Origin of the sequence: Archangium sp., from assembly GCF_036388035.1 — a bacterium.
Lineage (GTDB): Bacteria > Myxococcota > Myxococcia > Myxococcales > Myxococcaceae > Archangium.
The window spans coordinates 1-16,854 of the sequence record NZ_DASVSO010000072.1; the positions used below are offsets into that span (position 1 = coordinate 1).

At 71.5% G+C, this 16,854-nt stretch carries 14 protein-coding genes and 1 pseudogene; 5 read left to right on the plus strand and 10 right to left on the minus strand.

Annotated features, from left to right (window positions below):
* The 5 genes and pseudogenes from VF697_RS03125 to VF697_RS03145 form a co-directional block, all read right to left on the minus strand.
* A pseudogene (locus VF697_RS03125) lies at window positions 1–484 on the minus strand (hypothetical protein); the annotation flags it as partial.
* A 77-nt stretch (window positions 485–561) separates the two neighbouring features.
* Entirely contained in the window at window positions 562–1,977 is a 1,416-nt protein-coding gene (locus VF697_RS03130; RefSeq protein WP_331091974.1) for a M56 family metallopeptidase, read from the minus strand.
* Window positions 1,974–2,366, minus strand: coding sequence for a BlaI/MecI/CopY family transcriptional regulator (locus VF697_RS03135; protein WP_331091975.1), 393 nt, complete (start codon window positions 2,364–2,366; stop codon window positions 1,974–1,976). The genes VF697_RS03130 and VF697_RS03135 overlap by 4 nt, the downstream gene beginning before the upstream one ends.
* Before the next feature lie 133 nt (window positions 2,367–2,499).
* Window positions 2,500–3,759, minus strand: coding sequence for a C39 family peptidase (locus VF697_RS03140; RefSeq protein WP_331091976.1), 1,260 nt, complete (start codon window positions 3,757–3,759; stop codon window positions 2,500–2,502).
* Window positions 3,760–3,799: 40 nt separating this feature from the next.
* Window positions 3,800–5,209 (minus strand): M20/M25/M40 family metallo-hydrolase, encoded by a 1,410-nt coding sequence (locus tag VF697_RS03145; protein WP_331091977.1) that lies wholly within the window; start codon window positions 5,207–5,209, stop codon window positions 3,800–3,802.
* A 127-nt stretch (window positions 5,210–5,336) separates the two neighbouring features.
* On the opposite strand from VF697_RS03145, the gene VF697_RS03150 reads away from it, so the two are divergent.
* The 3 genes from VF697_RS03150 to VF697_RS03160 are packed head-to-tail and all read left to right on the plus strand — an operon-like array spanning window position 5,337 to window position 9,261.
* Window positions 5,337–6,362 (plus strand): dipeptide epimerase, encoded by a 1,026-nt coding sequence (locus tag VF697_RS03150; RefSeq protein ID WP_331091978.1) that lies wholly within the window; start codon window positions 5,337–5,339, stop codon window positions 6,360–6,362.
* Window positions 6,359–7,561 carry a DUF819 domain-containing protein gene (locus VF697_RS03155; protein ID WP_331091979.1) on the plus strand — a complete coding sequence of 401 codons (1,203 nt, stop codon included), beginning with the start codon at window positions 6,359–6,361 and terminating at the stop codon, window positions 7,559–7,561. The genes VF697_RS03150 and VF697_RS03155 overlap by 4 nt, the downstream gene beginning before the upstream one ends.
* 26 nt (window positions 7,562–7,587) lie before the next feature.
* On the plus strand, window positions 7,588–9,261 hold the full coding sequence (locus VF697_RS03160) for an amidohydrolase (RefSeq protein ID WP_331091980.1): 1,674 nt from the start codon (window positions 7,588–7,590) through the stop codon (window positions 9,259–9,261).
* 21 nt (window positions 9,262–9,282) lie between these two features.
* Here VF697_RS03160 and VF697_RS03165 read toward each other — a convergent pair whose 3' ends face one another.
* From VF697_RS03165 to VF697_RS03175, 3 genes are read right to left on the minus strand one after another with little or no spacing between them, the layout of a single operon-like run.
* The gene (locus tag VF697_RS03165) at window positions 9,283–10,293 is read right to left on the minus strand and encodes a hypothetical protein (protein ID WP_331091981.1); all 1,011 of its coding nucleotides are present in this window, start codon (window positions 10,291–10,293) and stop codon (window positions 9,283–9,285) included.
* Window positions 10,294–10,296: 3 nt separating this feature from the next.
* Window positions 10,297–10,680: a hypothetical protein gene (locus tag VF697_RS03170; RefSeq protein WP_331091982.1), complete on the minus strand. Its 384-nt coding sequence runs from the start codon at window positions 10,678–10,680 to the stop codon at window positions 10,297–10,299.
* A gap of 30 nt (window positions 10,681–10,710) precedes the next feature.
* On the minus strand, window positions 10,711–11,655 hold the full coding sequence (locus VF697_RS03175; protein ID WP_331091983.1) for a hypothetical protein: 945 nt from the start codon (window positions 11,653–11,655) through the stop codon (window positions 10,711–10,713).
* A gap of 110 nt (window positions 11,656–11,765) precedes the next feature.
* On the opposite strand from VF697_RS03175, the gene VF697_RS03180 reads away from it, so the two are divergent.
* A complete protein-coding gene (locus VF697_RS03180; protein ID WP_331091984.1) occupies window positions 11,766–12,980 on the plus strand; it encodes a glycosyltransferase family 4 protein in 1,215 nt (404 codons plus the stop codon).
* Here the strand turns inward: VF697_RS03180 and VF697_RS03185 are convergent.
* Together VF697_RS03185 and VF697_RS03190 are read right to left on the minus strand one after the other, a co-directional pair.
* Window positions 12,911–14,101, minus strand: a complete 1,191-nt coding sequence (locus VF697_RS03185; protein ID WP_331091985.1) for a glycosyltransferase — start codon at window positions 14,099–14,101, stop codon at window positions 12,911–12,913. The genes VF697_RS03180 and VF697_RS03185 overlap by 70 nt on opposite strands.
* 22 nt (window positions 14,102–14,123) lie before the next feature.
* Complete coding sequence (locus VF697_RS03190) at window positions 14,124–15,479, minus strand: amino acid carrier protein (RefSeq protein WP_331091986.1); 1,356 nt, start codon at window positions 15,477–15,479, stop codon at window positions 14,124–14,126.
* A gap of 57 nt (window positions 15,480–15,536) precedes the next feature.
* On the opposite strand from VF697_RS03190, the gene VF697_RS03195 reads away from it, so the two are divergent.
* A complete protein-coding gene (locus VF697_RS03195) occupies window positions 15,537–16,829 on the plus strand; it encodes a M14 metallopeptidase family protein (RefSeq protein ID WP_331091987.1) in 1,293 nt (430 codons plus the stop codon).
* Window positions 16,830–16,854: the final 25 nt, after the last annotated feature.

Genomic DNA, 16,854 nt, shown 5'->3' on the forward strand with positions numbered 1-16,854 from the left:
TGGCGGAGATGGCGGTTTCCCCCGCCAGCTGCGCGTCCATGAAGCCACGCAGGTCCAGGTAGCCCACATTCCCCGCGAGCCGCTCCACCTTCTCGAAGCCGAAGTTCCGGGAGGCCATCTGGCCGCGCCGCTGCTCCTGGATGGCCGGATCGGGGGGCCCGCTGGAGTCCATGCCCGGAGGCGCCGCGGGCGCGTAGTGGATGCCCAGGTGCTTGTCCTTGCTCACCTCCCGGAGGTCACGGGTCAGCGCTTGCGCGAGCTCGGCGGAGTTGGCGAGCTTGTCGTAGGCGCCCGCCTTCAGCTTCTGCCGCAGGCTCGCCTCCATCTTCCTGGCCACCTCCGGGAAGACGTAGTGCTCGTTCAGCGCCGCCGAGACACTGTTCACGATCTTCGCGCGCAGCGCCGCGTCCACCGGCTCCCCCGCGCCCTGGGCCCGCGAGGCGCCCGGGAGCAGCAGGACCGCCGCGGACAACACCGCGCCCATCCACCCACGCCCCCTGCCGCGGGATACCCGCCGTACGCCGGTCCTGTGCCCACTTCCCGTCTTGCCGCTTGCCATCGTCATTGGAGCTCCTTCGGATTGAGCTGGGGGGAAACGATGCGGACGTTGAAGACGTACCGCACTGAAATGGGCTGACCCTGGGAGGTGACGGGCTTGTAGCGCGCGGTGAGCAGGGCCCGTCGCACCTCCGCCTCGAGCTCCGCGAGCTCCGGCCGGGGGACGATGACCTCGCAGTCCTCGACCAGGCCCTCGGCCGTCAGGGTGCACTCCACTTGCATCGGGATTTCGAAGGGGAAGGTGCCCGGTGGTGCCAGAGGAGGCAGCATCGAGTTGGGGATCCGCGGCACGTCTCCAGAGAGCTTCTCCGGACGCGTCATGTCCAGCTGGAAGCGGGGGAGCTGCTCATGCGAGGTAGAGGTGGCCGGCGCCTGCTGGGCAGGTGGCTCCGAGGTGGCTCCCGTTGCTTGGGCGAGCGGCGCGGCCCCGAGCACCACGAGGAGTGTCGCCGCGGCCAGAGTGCCCGCGAGCCGCCAGGGGTGCAGGGAGGTACCGCCCTGGGGCACGGCGAGCAGCCGCTGGATGCGCAGCAGCAGCGAACCCCCATTCGCCGCGACGGCGGGAACTGGGGCGCTCGCCCGGAGCTGCTCGAGCGTCGCCAGAGCACGCGAGTACAACAGCGCGTCGCCACAACTCTCCACGGCCACGTCATCCGCGCAGTGCTCACGCTCCTCGCGGATGCGCGCGGACAGCCACCACACCGCCGGATGGTAGAACAGCGCTGTCTCGACCAGCGCTTGCAGCAGGTTCACCAGGTAGTCGTGCCGGCGGATGTGGGCCAGCTCGTGCGCGAGGACGGCCTCCAGCTGCAACAGGGAGAGCCCCGTCAGCGTGCTGGCCGGCACGAGGATGAGCGGGCGCCACAGCCCCACCACCGTGGGCACCTCGATGGCCACCGACTCCAGCAGGCGCACCGGGCGGCTCACCCGGGTGCGCTTCATCATCCGCGCCAGCGCCGCCTGCGCCACGCTGCCCACGGGCCGCCACGTCCCCTCGTAGGCGAGCGCCAGTGCCTGCCTCCAGTCCCACACCGTGCGCACCGAGAGGAACAACACGCCGCACAGCCACGCGGACATCAGCCAGGGGCGAAGCGCCTCCAGCCAGGCGCCTACCCACGTGGCGAGTGCGACCTCCGTGGCCCCGATGAGGGCGCCCCCTCCCATCACCCCCGGCGCCTGGGAGGACTCGGAGGACGTCCGTGCCAGCTCGGACCCGAACGAGGCCACGGGAAGCCCCGCCATCACCAGCAGCCCGAAACAGGCCAGGGCATAGCGCTCGCGTGCCGGCCGGCGCCCCATGCACGCCAGGAGCGCTCGAACCCCGAGCGCGATGGCCGCGCCCTGCCACACGAACCGAGCCAGCGCTCCTCCCAGGGCCAGCGTCACCGGCTGCGTCCACAGCGCTTCGAGCATGCTCATTTCTTCCCCCCCTCGTTCTTGTCCAGCAGCTTGCGGATCTCCTCGAGCTCCTCGGGCGAGGCTCTCTTGACCGAGAGGGCCTGGATGACAAGGCTCGCCGTGGAGCCGCCGAAGGCTCGGTCCATCAGGTCTCGCAGCAGGTCACGCTGCGTCTTCCGCTCGGTGATGGCCGCCTCGTAGACATGGGTGCGCTCGCGCTCGTCGCGGCGCACCAGGCCCTTCTCCGCCATGTTCTGCAGCAGCTTGAGCACCGTGGTGTAGACGGTGTCCTGCTTCCGCGCCCCGTGGAGCGCTTCGTGCACCTGACGGACGGTGCAGCGGCCCTGCTTCCATAAGACTCGCAAGATGGCGAGCTCAGCCCGCGTGGGCTGGGGGAGTGGCGGTTTCATGATGCCAGGGTACGACGAACATCGTAGTTGTCAACGACGTTCGTCGTAGATGCCTGGGCACGCGTATAGCACCACGCCCAACCCCTTGTGAGGCGGGCGCTCCGAGCAGGGCCCGGAGCGCCTGTTCCAGCTTTCAGGGCACGAAGGTGAGCGCGCCGGCGGGCAGGGCGGTGCCCGCGGGCCACAGCACGTAGGCCGAGCGGCGCGAGTGGTCCCACGCCCGCTGCAGCTCCTGGCGCTTGTACGTCACGTTCACCCGCTCATCGTTCGGGAAGGCGGGGTCGTTGCAGATGACGTCCCCCTCCGGCGTGAAGCCCTTCACCACGATGAGGTGCCCGTCCGAGCGCGACACGGGCGCGCCCGTCAGCTCGTCCTTCTCGAAGGCGATGCTGATGCTCACGGGGATGCCCTCGGCGATGAGCCGCTCCACCTGCGCGAAGGAGTCGAAGCGCGCCACCAGCCCGTGCAGCGCGCCATCTCCCATGGCGGAGGCATAGGCGGTGTTGAAGGGCCAGTTGCCGGTGCCTTGGTACACCTTGTCGTAGGTGTACTCGGCGGCCACGGGCACCGGCACCACGAGGTCCTCGCGGCCCAGCTTCTTCGCCCAGTACGCGAGAATCATGGACGTGGACGTGGGGGAGCACCAGGCACCGCCATCCGGCGGGTAGAGCATCTGCGAGCGGCCGGGCACGTCCAGCACCTTGCCCCAGGCGAGCCGATCCGAGGGCTCGTCCGCGGGCTTGCGGCGCGTGTCCGTCATCGCCGCCGAGAGCGCGCGGACGCGCGGGCTCACGCCGGGCCTGGCGGAGAAGAGCCACACCGTCATCCGCAGCGCGTCCGCCTTCTTCTTCAGGGCGAGCGTGTCGGTGTGGACCTTGCCGCGCTCGTCCTCCTGCTTGTCCTTGCTGTGGCGCACCACGGTGCCCTGGTCGAAGGCCCAGACGCCGAAGTCGTAGTCCTTCGTCCACTGGCCGTCCACGCGCGCGGCGAGCGTCAGCCGCACCCACGTGCCGGGCGGGGTGAGCGCGTCGAAGGAGGGCACCACGTTGTCGAAGCCGCCCGCGACGGCGTGCTCCTCCGAGACGGCGCTGCCGAAGACGTAGCTGCCGGGAGCGACGGGCGTCGCCGCGTCGGGCGGGGCGTGGCTGGGGAAGGGGTCGGGCGTGGAGCGGGCCGAGGCGGCGTCGAGCTCGAGCGCCCCCTCCGTGGAGAGCGCGGTGCCCTGGCGGGTGAAGCGCTCGAAGTCCCGGGCTTGCGCGCTCTTCCTCCAGATTCTCGCCACCGGACCACTCTCCTCGGGTTGCTGGGGGCGGACCCCCCAGGTGCAGGCCGTCAACGTCGAGGCCAGCAGGACCAGATACAGCGGGACGCGTGCGTTCGTCGGGGTCTTCATGAGGCTCGCTCGGGTGCTGTGGGGGAAGGGAAACGGGGGCTCACTTCGCGAGCCCCGCCAGGAGTTGGTAGACGAACTCGGCGCCCGGCTGGAGCGAGGCCACGGGGATGCGCTCGTTGGGCGCATGGGCCGTGCGGGCGTCGTCCGGCGTGAGGGCGAAGAGGTCGATGCCGTAGGCGTGGATGCCCGCCCGGCGCAACGCGGTGGACTCGGTGGTGCCGGTGGACATGCGCGGGAAGACGGGGGCGCCCGGCCACACCTTGGCGGCGGCGGCGGTGGCGGCCCGGAACATTGCGTTGTCCCCCACCGGTGAGGCGGGCGAGTCCGGCCGCTTCATGTTCAGCTCCACCTGGATGTCTGGATCCCCCACCGCGGCGACGAGCCGGGCCCGGACGGCCTCGATGTCCTCGTCCGGGAGCAGCCGGCAGTTGACGGTGGCCTCGGCGGTGGCGGGGATGACGTTGGGGCGCGTGCCGGCGTTGAAGACGGTGGGCACGCAGGTGGTGCGCAGCACGGCGGCCAGCGCCGGCTCGAGTCGGGCGATGGTGTCCACCGCCTCCTGGGGCGGGCTGTCCGGTGAGGCCGCGAGGCGCTTCAGGGCCTCGCCCAGCTCGCCCTCCGTCACCTTCACGCGGCCCTGCACGTTCAGCCGGGTGACGGGGGTGAGCCGGGTGGGGAAGGTGAGCGCCCCGACGCGCGCCACCGCCGCCGCCAGCCGCACCATCGGGTTGGGCGCCGCCGGGGGCACCGAGGAGTGCCCGCCCGGCCCCGTGGCCTTCAGCACCACGTTGCGCGACACCCGCTCCGCCGCCTGGAGGTTGACGAAGCGCACGCGGCGGCGATCCTCGGACAGCTCCGTGAGGCCCCCTTCGTTGAGGGCGAGCTCCGCCTCGCGCAGCTCGGGGTGGTGCTCCAGCAGCCACTCGATGCCATGGCCGGAGCCCACCTCCTCGTCCGCGCTGAGCACGAGCACCACGTCGCGCGAGAGCTTCGCCCCCTCGCTCTTGAGCCGTCGCAGCGCCAGCACGCTGGCCGCGGCCATGCCCTTGTTGTCCTGGACGCCGCGCCCGTAGAGGAAGCCGTCGCGCTCGGTGAGCGTCCACGGGTCGGAGGCCCACTCCTCCCGCTTCGCGGGCACCGTGTCGAGGTGGGCGAGCACCAGCACGGGCCGCTGGCGGCCGTTGCCCTTCAGCCGGGCGAGGAGGTGGGCGCGTCCGGGCGCCGGCTCGGCGAGCTGGGACTCGATGCCGGCCTCGCGCAGCCAGCGCGCGGCCACCTGGGCGGCGGCGGCCTCGTTGCCGGGCGGGTTGGAGGTGTCCACCGCGATGAGCTCGGCGAGCAGCGTGCGCATCTCCTCGGCCGTGCGAGGCGGGGCGCTTCGCGTCGGGCTGGCGGCGTGGCCGCAACCCGGCACGGCCAGGAGGGCGAGGACGAAGAGCAGGGGGCGCATGCCGCCAGTCTATGGGAGTCCGGTGGGCCGTCCACGGCTGCCGTCCTGACGCGATGTTTTTCGTGGGAGAGGAAGAGGGACCAGGTGCGCCCGGCCTGTGGTAATGGCGGGCCGCGAGGCCCCCCGCATGCCCCTACCCTTGAACGTCCGAATCGTCGAGCTGCCCCTCCGCCACGCCTGGACCATCTCGCGTGGCACCAGTACCTCGAAGCGCAACGTGCTCGTCGAGCTGCGCGACGGGGACCTGGTTGGCCGGGGCGAGGCCGCCCCCAACGTGCGTTATGGCGAGTCCGCCGAGACGGTAACCGAGGCGCTCGGGAAGCTCGCCCCGGTGCTGGAGGGAGACCCGCGGCACTTCCGCGTCCTCTCGGAGCGTCTCGAGGAGGTCCTGCCGGGCAACCACGCGGCGAAGGCGGCGCTGGACATCGCGCTGCACGACCTGGCCGGCAAGCGGCTCGGGACGCCGCTCTACCGGATGCTGGGCCTGGACCCGTCGCGGATGCCCGTCACCTCGTTCTCCATCGGCATCGATGACCCGGAGTCCATGGCCCGCAAGGTGCGCGAGGCCGAGGCGTTCCCCAGCCTGAAGATCAAGCTCGGGGCGCAGTCGGTGCGCGAGATGTTCGGCGCGGTGCGCTCGGCCACCCCCAAGACGGTGCGGGTGGACGCCAACGAGGCCTGGACCCCCGAGGAGGCGCTCAAGCACATCGAGTGGATGGCGACGCAAGGCGTGGAGCTGGTGGAGCAGCCCCTGCCGGCCGCGGACGTCGAGGGGGCGAAGTGGCTGCGCCAGCGCTCGCCACTGCCGCTGGTGGCGGACGAGGCGCTGATGATGGCCTCGGACGTGCCGAGGCTGGCCGAGGGCTACCACGGCATCAACGTCAAGCTACAGAAGTGTGGCGGCATCCGCGAGGCGCTGCGCATCATCGAGACAGCGCGCTCGTGCGGCCTGAAGATCATGCTCGGGTGCATGGTGGAGACGTCGCTGGGGATCGCCGCGGCGGCGCACCTGGGGCCGCTGGTGGACTGGCTGGACCTGGACGGCAACCTGCTCATCTCGGCGGACCCCTTCCGCGGGCACCCGGTGGTGGAAGGGCGCATCCGCCTGGGTGATGGACCCGGGCTCGGCGTGGAGCCCCAGCCCTTCCCATGACGGAGCCGCTCATCCAGAGCCCCATGGCGGTGCTCACGGTGCTGCTCACCGTGCTGTCGCTGCTGTTCCTCGCCGAGCGACACCCGGTGGGCGCGCGCGTCTTCCGCGTCCTGCCCATGCTGGTGCTCGTCTATTTCGTGCCCACGCTGCTCTCCAACACGGGCGTCATCCCCACGAAGTCCGACCTCTACGGCTTCGTGTCGGCGTACCTGCTGCCGGCCAGCCTGGTGCTCCAGGTGCTCTCCATGGACCTGCCGGCCATCGCGCGGCTGGGGCGCAACGCGGTGGTGCTCTTCCTGGCGGGGACGGCGGGCATCATCCTCGGGGGGCCGCTCGCATACTTGGCGCTGGGCTGGCTGGTGCCGGCGGAGCTCGGAGAGCAGGCCTGGAAGGGACTGGCGGCGCTCAGCGGCTCGTGGATTGGCGGCAGCGCCAACTTCGTGGCCATCGGGCAGAGCATCGGCACGCACGACAACACCCTGAGCATGATGGTGGTGGTGGACGTGGGCGTGTCGAACATGTGGACGGCGGTGCTGCTCTACTTCGCGGGCCGGGAGCGCGAGATGGATGCCCGCATGGGCGCGGACCGGCGGGCCATCGACGTGGTGCGCGAGCAGGTGGAGCGCTTCCAGGCCTCGGTGCTCAGGCCCGCGAGCCTGATGGACCTGGTGTGGATCCTCACCATTGGCCTGGGCACCACGGTGGTGTGCACGGCGGTGGCGAAGCTCCTGCCGGACATCGGCACCATCATCACGGGCTTCACCTGGGTGGTCATCCTGGTGACGACGGTGGGAGTCGCGCTGTCCTTCACCCCGCTGCGCAAGCTGGAGGGGGCCGGGGCGAGCCGCGTGGGCATGCTCTTCCTCTATGTGCTGGTGATGACCATCGGCGCCAAGGCCGACTTCCGGCGGCTGATGGACGCGCCCGCGCTGGTGGCGGTGGGCATGGTGTGGATGGCGTTCCACGCGGGCACCATCCTGCTGACGCGGCGCCTGCTGCGCGCGCCCATCTTCTTCGCGGCGGTGGGCTCGCAGGCCAACGTGGGCGGAGCGGCCTCGGCCTCGGTGGTGGCGGCGGCTTTCCACCCGGCGCTCGCGCCCGTGGGCGTCATGCTGGCGGTGGCCGGCTACGTGCTGGGCACCTACGGCGGGCTGGTGTGCGCGGTGATGCTCGAGCAGGTGTACCGAATCCTCCACTGAGACTCGTGGAACAGGAGAAGCCGACGATGCGTCCGATGGCGATGGTCCTCCTCACCCTGGCCCTGGTGGGGTGTGCGGTGGCTCCTCGAGCGACTCCGGCTCCCGACATGGGGGAGCCCGCCACCCTGGTCATCCGCAATGCCCGGGTGTGGACCGGCAACCCGCGCCAGCCCTGGGCCGAGGCCGTGGCCGCTCGGGGCGAGCGCCTCCTCGCCGTGGGCTCCAACGCCGAGGTGGAGCGCTACCTGGGCGCTGGCACGCGCGTCATCGACGCGAAGGGGCAGATGCTCGTCCCCGGCTTCAACGACGCGCACGTGCACTTCGTCGATGGTGGCTTCCGGCTCGCCTCCGTGCAGCTCCGCGACGCGAAGACGCCGGACGAGTTCATCGCCCGCATCAAGGCCTTCGCCGCCTCCGTGCCCAAGGGGACGTGGATTACGGGCGGGGACTGGGACCATGAGCTGTGGGGCGGCGAGCTGCCGCGCCGCGAGTGGATCGACGCGGTGACGCCGGACCACCCGGTGTGGGTCAACCGCCTGGACGGGCACATGAGCCTGGCCAACAGCGCGGCGCTCCGAGTCGCGGGCGTGACGGCCGCGACGCCCGAGGTGGCCGGAGGCTCCATCGTCCGGGGCCCGGGGGGCGAGCCCTCTGGAATCCTCAAGGACAACGCCCAGCAGCTCGTGGACCGCGTGATGCCTCCGCCCTCGGCGGAGATGAGCGACCGCGCGCTGGAGGCCGCCATGCGCTACGTGGCCGAGCAGGGCGTCACCTCCGTGCAGCACATGGGCACGTGGGCGGAACTGGCCGTCTTCGAGCGCGCGCACGCGGCTGGCCGGCTGCGCACCCGCATCTATTCCGCCGTCCCGCTCGACACCTGGGAGCGCCTGCGCGACACCGTGGCGCGGCGCGGGCGGGGAGACCTGTGGCTGCGCATCGGGGGGCTCAAGGGGTACGTGGATGGCTCGCTCGGCTCGCACACCGCGGCCTTCCTCGCGCCCTTCACCGACGCACCCGAGGACCGGGGGCTGCTCGTCAACACGTCCGAGGATCTCTACAAGTGGACGTCGGGCGCGGACAAGGCGGGCCTGCACGTGATGGTGCACGCCATTGGAGACCGGGCCATCCGGCTCCAGCTCGACACCTTCGCCCGGGTGGCGGCGGAGAACGGGCCGCGTGACCGGCGCTTCCGCATCGAGCATGCGCAGCACATCGCCCCGGAGGACGTGAAGCGCTTCGCCGAGCAGGGCGTCATCGCGAGCATGCAGCCCTACCACGCCATCGATGACGGGCGCTGGGCGGATCGGGTCATCGGCCCCGAGCGGTCGAAGACCACCTATGCCTTCAAGTCCCTGCTGGACGCACGCGCGACGGTGGCCTTCGGCAGCGACTGGTTCGTGGCCCCGCCCACGCCACTGGAGGGCATCTACGCCGCGGTCACCCGGCGGACGTTGGATGACCGCAACCCCGGGGGCTGGGTCCCCGAGCAGCGCATCGGCGTGGAGGACGCGCTGCGGGCCTACACGGCCGCGGGTGCCTACGCCTCCTTCGAGGAGCGGGAGAAGGGCACGCTGGAGCCGGGCAAGCTGGCGGATCTCACCCTCATCGATCGGGACCTCACCCGCGTGCCGCCGGAGACGCTGCGCGATGCGCGGGTGGTGCTCACGGTGGTGGGCGGGCAGGTCGTCTTCGAGCGCTGAGCGCATGGACGGGCGGGCCCGTCAGGCTCCCTCGATGAGGCGCACCGCCGCATGGGCCCCGTTGACGTACGAGGGGGCCGCCCGCTCGCGGCGCAGCTCGGACGGAGTGGGGAGGAGCGCGCTCACCCGCGCGAGGGCCGCGTCGAACGTGGAGACCTGCTCTGAGGCGTGGAGCCGCAGCGCCTGCCGGTCATAGAGCCGGGGCCGGGCGAAGGCCACGAGGGGCGTCCCCGTGGCGCGTGCCTCCTGGACGGTGTTGTAGCCCCCCGCGCCCACGAGGACGTCGATGCCCCGCATGAGCGGGAGGGCGGGCCAGGGCCGCAGCCAGGTGAGGGGCTCGGGAACGGACGTGAGGGCACTCGGGGCCAGCAGCCGGACGGCGGCGCGTGCGCCCAGCTCCCGCTGGAGCATCGCCGCGAGTCCGATGCACTCGTCCACCTCTTCCGGCCGGCCACAGGCCAGGACGGCCACCACCGGCACCGCCTCCTCGCTGGTGGCCACCCCCAACGCCTGTCGAGCGGACGGGACGTCGAGCAGCTCCCCGACATCGCGGACGAGCCATGGCGGCGTGCTCACGGCGCGAGGGTGGTGGGCGAGGGGCGCGGGCTCGCCGGGAAGGAGGAGCCGGTCGTAGGTGTCGACGAAGCGCGCGAGCCCGAAGCGCTCCACGTAGTCCGGGTGGAGGTCGCGGTGGACGAGCACCTTGCGGACCTTCAGCTCCGGCAGGAGCGTCGCGAGCTCTCCGCCGAGTCCACGCGGGAAGGTGTCCACGACGAGCACCTCGGGGCTCACGCGGGCGAACAGCCTCTCGAAGGAAGCGCGCACGGTGTGCTTGCCGAGCTCCGGGGAGAGCCGGTGGACGAGGCCCTCGCCCAGCTCCGCCTCGAGCGCGAGCCCGGACGCGAAGGCGCTGTTCGTCACCACCTCCACGCGGTGGCCGCGCAGGCGGGCCGCGCGACCGAGGGCCACGGCGCGAGTGAGGTGCCCCAGGCCTCCGCCGAGCGCGTAGAGGAGCCAGCGTTCTCCCCTCATGGCTCAGCTCCCGCGCATGTCCTCCTCGAAGTCGCCGGGGGCCTGGGCGCGCAGGGACTCGCCATCGGCCTCGGTGAAGTCGTTGGGGTCGTGGAGCGCCTCGTTGCCCCACGAGCCATGCCCGTAGAAGCCGAAGCCCCGGTAGTAGTAGCTGGAGTACAGGAAGGGATCGAGCTCTCCGGGCTGACGCAGGTCCGTGGCTTCGCTGCGCTCCGCCTTGGCGCACTCGATGCAGAGCACGTCCTGGTCCGTGATGCGGCTGTGCTCGACGCAGATGGGCTTGGAGCACCGCGTGCACGACTGGGTGGCATGCCGGGGACAGTCATGCGCGAAGAGGAACCCGGCTCTCTCCAGGCAGGGGCCGAGCGACTGGGGGGGAGGGGACATGCGGGGTGACTTCCTGGGGGGCGTGGGGACTCAGCCCACGGGCGGGTGCACGGCCTTCTTGTCGAGGGCGCGCGAGAGGTTGAGGAGTTGGTAGAGGCTCAGCAGCGACATCGCCACCACCCGGGCGCCATTCACCGGAGGGGGCGCGTTCATGGGGAACGAGTCCTTCGGGGGCGGGGTCTCCCGGGGGGCCCACGGGGCTTCCAGGACGACCGTCAGGTCGATGCGCTCCTTGCCCACGTGGAGGCTCTTGAGCCGGGCCCCCGGCGGGAGCTGCACCGCGCCCTTCGCGCGTGGCCCGAGCCGCTGGAGGTGCTGGTACCGCGAGGGCTTCACCCGGAGGCGCACCCGGAGGAGTGCGTCCGACTCGCGCCGCGTCTTGGTCTTCGTCTTGCCCCGGGCGTTGCGCTTGCTGCGGCTGCGCATGTCGATGCGCTCGATCATCTTCAGGTTGAAGTGCGTCCCGTCCAGCAGCCGGCCCTCGAGGCTGAGCCACGGGTCGACGTAGTGCTTCACACTCCAGCCGCTGCGCGTCCTGCTCTCGCCCCGGAGCTTGCCCGCGTCCGTCTCCGGGCGCAGATCCATCTGGAGCCCCACCGGCTCGGTGGGGGAGATGTCGGCCCGGAGCAGCTCCAGCATCCGGGTGACCAGCTCATAGCGCCGGTTCTCCAGGTTGAGCCGCTTGTAGCGGGAGTGGCGCACGAAGGAGTAGATGCCCGTGCCGAGCAGGAGCACCGCGCAGCCGCCCAGGAACACGGGGATCGCGAAGACGTTCGTCACGAGGCTGCCCACGAAGCACAGGATCACTCCGGCGAAGAGCAGCGCGCCGCAGCCCATGGAGAACGCCCGGCCCTGCCGCTTCTCCTTGTCGACGTCGAAGTCGCGCAAGAAGCGGAGATCCGCGAGCAACTGGGCGCAGGAGGAGCGGCTCCGGTAGACGAGTTCCTCGCTGAAGCGTTTGACGTCGACGGCCAAGGTCTGGCGCCCTTTGGTCGGAGGGGGGAGGGGAGAGCGTAGGAGCCGGCCTTCCCGTCGGTCAATCCACTGTTGGAGCGGCGCACCCGAGGGGGGATACTGCGCAGCCCGTGTCGTCCTCCGGAATCGTCTACGCGTCCTTCGACCGCTTCCCCGCGCCCAAGGGAGCGGCGGTCCACATCCGCGCCTTCACCGAGGCGCTCGGGCAGGCCTTTGGCGGGGTGGACCTGCTGGCCATCGGTGGGGACACGGCGGAGCCGCCTCCGGAGGGCGTTCGCTTCCACCCCCTGCGAGCCGAGGGACCGGACCTCATCGCCCAGGCCATGGGCTTCCGAGCACAGCTCGCGTCCTGGTGGCAGGGGCGGAGCCGGGCATCGGTGGTCCACGTGCGCTCCATCTTCGAGGGCTACCCCATCGCCCGGCGCAAGGAGCGGCTGACCGAGCACCTCGTATTCGAGGTGAACGGCCTGCCGTCCATCGAGCTGAAGTACCACGCGCCGGCAGTCGCCGAGGACGACGAGCTGCTGCGCAAGCTGGTGGCGCAGGAGGACTTCTGCCTCGCGCGGGCGGACCTCCTCCTCACGCCGAGCGCGGTGACGGCGGACCACCTGGTGTCACGCGGGGCGGCGCCCGGACGCATCCGCGTCATTCCCAACGGGGTAGACACCGGACTCTTCTCCTTCCAGGCGCCGCGTCCCTGGGCGGAGCGGCCCGTGCGCCTGCTCTACAGCGGGACGATGACCTCCTGGCAGGGCGTCCACCACGCCATCGAGGCGTGCCGCCTGTTGCGCCGGGACGTGCCCGCGGTGCTCACCCTGGTGGGGCCCACGCGGAGGCAGCAGCGCCGCGAGCTGCTCGACCTGTGCGGCGAGCTGGTGGGCGCGGGCGGGGTGGAGCTCCTCGAGCCGCTGCCGCAGTCGGAGCTGGCGAGGCTCCACCAGGCGTGTGACGTGGTGCTGGTGCCGCTGCCGGCCAATGACCGCAACCTCGTGCAGGGGTGCTGCCCGCTGAAGCTGCTGGAGGCGATGGCCTCGGGCACGCCGGTGGTGGCGAGCGACCTGCCGGTGGTGCGCGTGGCGGCGGAACATGGAGTGCACGCGCTGCTCGTCCGCCCGGGCTCGCCGAAGGCCATCGCCGAGGCGGTGCGCGAGTTGAGGGCGGACCCGGCGCTCGGCCCCCGGTTGAGCCAACAGGCGCGGGCCCGCATCGAGCGGGACTTCACCTGGGCGCGAGCGCAGGAGGCCCTGGTGGTGGCCTACGAGGAGGCCTTCGGGATGGCGCGGGACAGCACGCGCTGGAGCACCTCGGCCTCGGCCTGTGCCTGAAAGTGCTCCTCGATGCGGGCGCGGGCCGCGGCGCCGAGGGCGGCCCTGCGCTCCTCGGGCAGACTCAGCACATCGAGCGTGGCCTGCCCCAGGTGGTTGAGGAGCGCCTTGGGGACGAGGAAGCCGTTGCGCTCGTGCGCGAGGGCCTCGGGGATGCCGCCCGCGTCACTGGCGATGACCACGCGGGCGCAGGCCATGGCCTCCAGCATCGCGTTGGGCATGCCGTCCCAGAGGGAGGGCTGGAGGTAGACGTCACACAGCCGCAGGTGGGCGGCCACGTCCTCGGGAGCGTCGAGCCGGCCGGATATAATGATGCGAGCGGCGTCCTCGGGGTGCTCGGCGCGGTAGACGGAGAGGTGCTCCAGCTCGCGCGAGCGCACCTCGCCGATGACGAGGAGACAGGCGGGCCGCACCTTGCGCACCGCGGAGAGCGCGGAGAGCAGGAAGGGCGTGCCCTTCTTGTGGCGCAGCTCCCCGGAGAAGCCGAGGACGAGCTCGTCGGGCTGGATGCCCAGGCGCTGGCGCAGCGCGGAGTCGGGGGGGCCGGGACGGAAGAGGGAGCTGTCCACGGCGTTGGGGATGACCTCGACGCCCGGGTCGTGCCCGAGAAGCATGCGCATCTTGCGCGCGAGGTCCCCCGAGGCGGCGGTGAGGACGGTGGCGCGCTGGAGGGTCCAGAGGAGGCGGGCGAAGTCCCCCGGGGGGAACATGGCCTGATCCACGTCATTGCCGCGAGCACTGACGGTGGAGGGGATGCCGGCGAGTCCGGCGAAGGTGACGGCCATGAAGCCCGGGGGCGAGAGGTAGTGCCCCCAGACGAGCTGGTAGCGACGCTGGGCGTGCAGGTAGTCGAGCACGTCGAGCGTGTGCTGCAGGGAAGTGTCCGTCTGCCCGAAGAGGCCGAGCCGGTGCAGCGTGGCCCCACGAGCGGCGACGGCGACCTCCCCCGCGGCGAGCGTCTGGAGGGCGCCGGGGGCAAGGCTCCGGGTCCAGGAGAGGACGTCCACCTGGGCACCGAGCCGGGCCAGCGCGCCCGCGGTGCGAGCGCCGCTGCGCGCGAGGCCCCCGAGGTCTGGAGGAAACCGTTCCGCGATGAGGAGGATGCGTGGGCCGCTCGACATGGAGGGCGGCATCCTATCCAACTCAGGCCGGAGGCGCGGCGGGCTCCACCTGCCGCTGCTCGGGCTTGCGCAGCACGGACGCGGCCACCCCGCTCAGGCCAATCACCCCCACGAGGTTGGGGAACACCTGCAGGCCGTTCATCAGGTCACCCCAGGCCCAGATGGTCTCCACCTTGCCCGTGGCGCCGAAGACGACGAGGCCGCAGTAGATCCATCGGTAGGGCTTGGTGACGCGCAGGCCGATGGCGTACTCGAGGAACTGCTCGCCGTAGTAGGCCCACCCAATCAGCGTCGTGTAGCCGAAGAGGAAGGCGCAGAAGGCGACGATCCACCCGCCCACCGTGGGCATGGCCGTGTTGAAGGCCTCGGCCACCACCGCCGTGCTGGTGAGCCCGGACTTCCACACGCCACTGGTGAGGATGACCAGCGCGCTGATGGTCGAGGTCACGCACGAGACGATGAACACCTCCATCACCGCCTGGAGGCCCTGCTGCACGGGCGCCTCCGTGCGCGCCGTGCCGTAGGCCACCGCCGCCGTGCCGTAGCCCGCCTCGTTGGCGTAGATGCCTCGGGCAATCCCGTAGCGCATGGCGACCATCATCCCCACTCCGGCGGCGCCACCCCCGGCGGCCTCGAAGGAGAACGCCTCGCGCACCACGAGCGCGAGCACCGCGGGCAGCTGCGCCGCATGCGTCAGGATGACGATGAGCCCTCCGACCAGGTAGAGCCCCACCTTCAGGGGCGCGAGCCGCTCGGCCGCGCGGCCGATGTTCTTCACGCCGCCAATCACCACCAGCCACGTGAGCACGGCGATGACCACTCCCGACACCCACGGCGGAATCGAGAACTGGCTCTGCAGCACCACGGCCATGGAGTTGGGCTGGGTGAAGGGCGTCGTCGTGAGGGCGGCCACGCCGGCGATGAGCGCATAGCTCCAGGCGAGCTTCGGCGAGCCGAGCCCCTTCTTCAGGTAGTGCATCGGGCCGGCGGAGACCCGGTCCCCCTCCGCGACGCGGTACTTGATGCCCAGCACGGCCTCGGCGAACTTGATGGTGGTGGCGAAGAAGCCATACACCCAGATCCAGAACAGCGCGCCCGGCCCACCGCTCACGATGGCCGTGGCCACGCCCGCGATGTTGCCCGTGCCGATGGAGGCGCCCAGCGCCGTCATGAACGCCTGGAAGGGGCTGAGGGCTCCGGCGCCGCTCGCACGGGCGGGCACCATGGCCCGCAGCCCATCCCCGAAGCGCGTCACCTGGACGAAGCGGAACCGGAGCGTCAGGAACACTCCAGTTCCCAACAGGAGGGCCATGGTCCAGGGGCCCCAGACGAAGTTGCTGGCGACGTCGATCGCGTTGCGGATGGATTCAGGCAGCATGGGTTGCCGTCATAATCCCTTCAGGCCACCCGGGGCACCACCCACCGGAAAGAGAGAATGCACGTGACCGCCCCCGCCACCCCGCGCGAGCTCTTCGACCTCTGGGCTGAAGTCCACCCCCAGGACCTGCCGCCGCCCGCCCTCGTCCGCCACCCCCATGTGGCCGCCCGGCTCCCGCGCCTCCGCGCGTCGGCGCCGGACCTCTTCCAGGTGGAAGAGGTAGGACTCTCCGTGGAAGGGCGCTCGCTCAACCTCGTCCACTTCGGCCACGGCCCCCGGCACGTCCTCCTCTGGTCCCAGATGCATGGGGACGAGCCCACCGCCACCACGGCGCTGTTCGACCTCTTCGAGTACGTCCTCCGCCACCGCGAGCACCCCCGGGTGGCCCGGCTGCTCTCCGCGCTCACCCTGCACGCCCTGCCGATGCTCAACCCCGACGGCGTGGAGCGCTTCCAACGACGCAACGCGCAAGGCATCGACATCAACCGCGACGCCCTGGCGCTCCAGACCCCCGAGGGGCGCACCCTCAAGGCCGTGAGGGACCGGCTCCAGCCCTCCCTCGGCTTCAACCTCCACAACCAGAGCTGGCGCACGGCGGTGGGGGGCACCGGGAAGCCCGCCTCCATCTCGCTCCTCGCCCCGCCCTTCGACGCGGCGCGCAGCGACAACCCGGGGCGGGTGCTCGCCAAGAAGGTGTGCGCCGTCATCCGCGACGCCCTCGAGCCGCTCGCCCCCGGGCAGCTCGGCCGCTATGACGACTCCTTCGAGGTCCGCGCCTTCGGCGACAACCTGGGCCGCTGGGGCACCCCCACCGTGCTCATCGAGACGGGCCCGTGGCCCTCGCCCGAGCCCGACGAGCCCCTGCTCCGGCTCAACTTCGTGGCCCTGGTGTCCGCTCTGGAGGCGCTCGCGAGCGGGGCGGTGGAGCACGCGGACGTGGCCCGCTACGAGTCCCTCCCCTTCAATGACAGCAAGGGCTTGCTGCACCTCGTCATCCGAGGGGCTCATATCTTCGGCGATGCGGGGGACGCCTTCCTCGCGGACGTCGGCGTGGCCGCGGCCCTGGCGTTGCGTGAGCGGAAGGGCGCCTCGCCGACCGTCGTCCTCACCGGCACCCTCGAGGAGCTGGGAGACCTGCGCGTCCTCGGGGCCGTGGAGGAGGTGGATGGCACCGGGCTCACCGTCGTGCCCCTGCCTCCCGCGCATATAAAGGAGGGGGACACGCTGCCCCTGCCGCCGCGGAGCGAGCTCGCGCTGCGGCCGGGCCTGCCCGCGGAGCTGGTGCTGCTACGGCCAGTGAAGTCCGCCGGGCCGTACCGGGTGGAGCGAATCATCCGCTACGAGCGTTGAATTCCCAACTTCGGTGAAAGTGTGA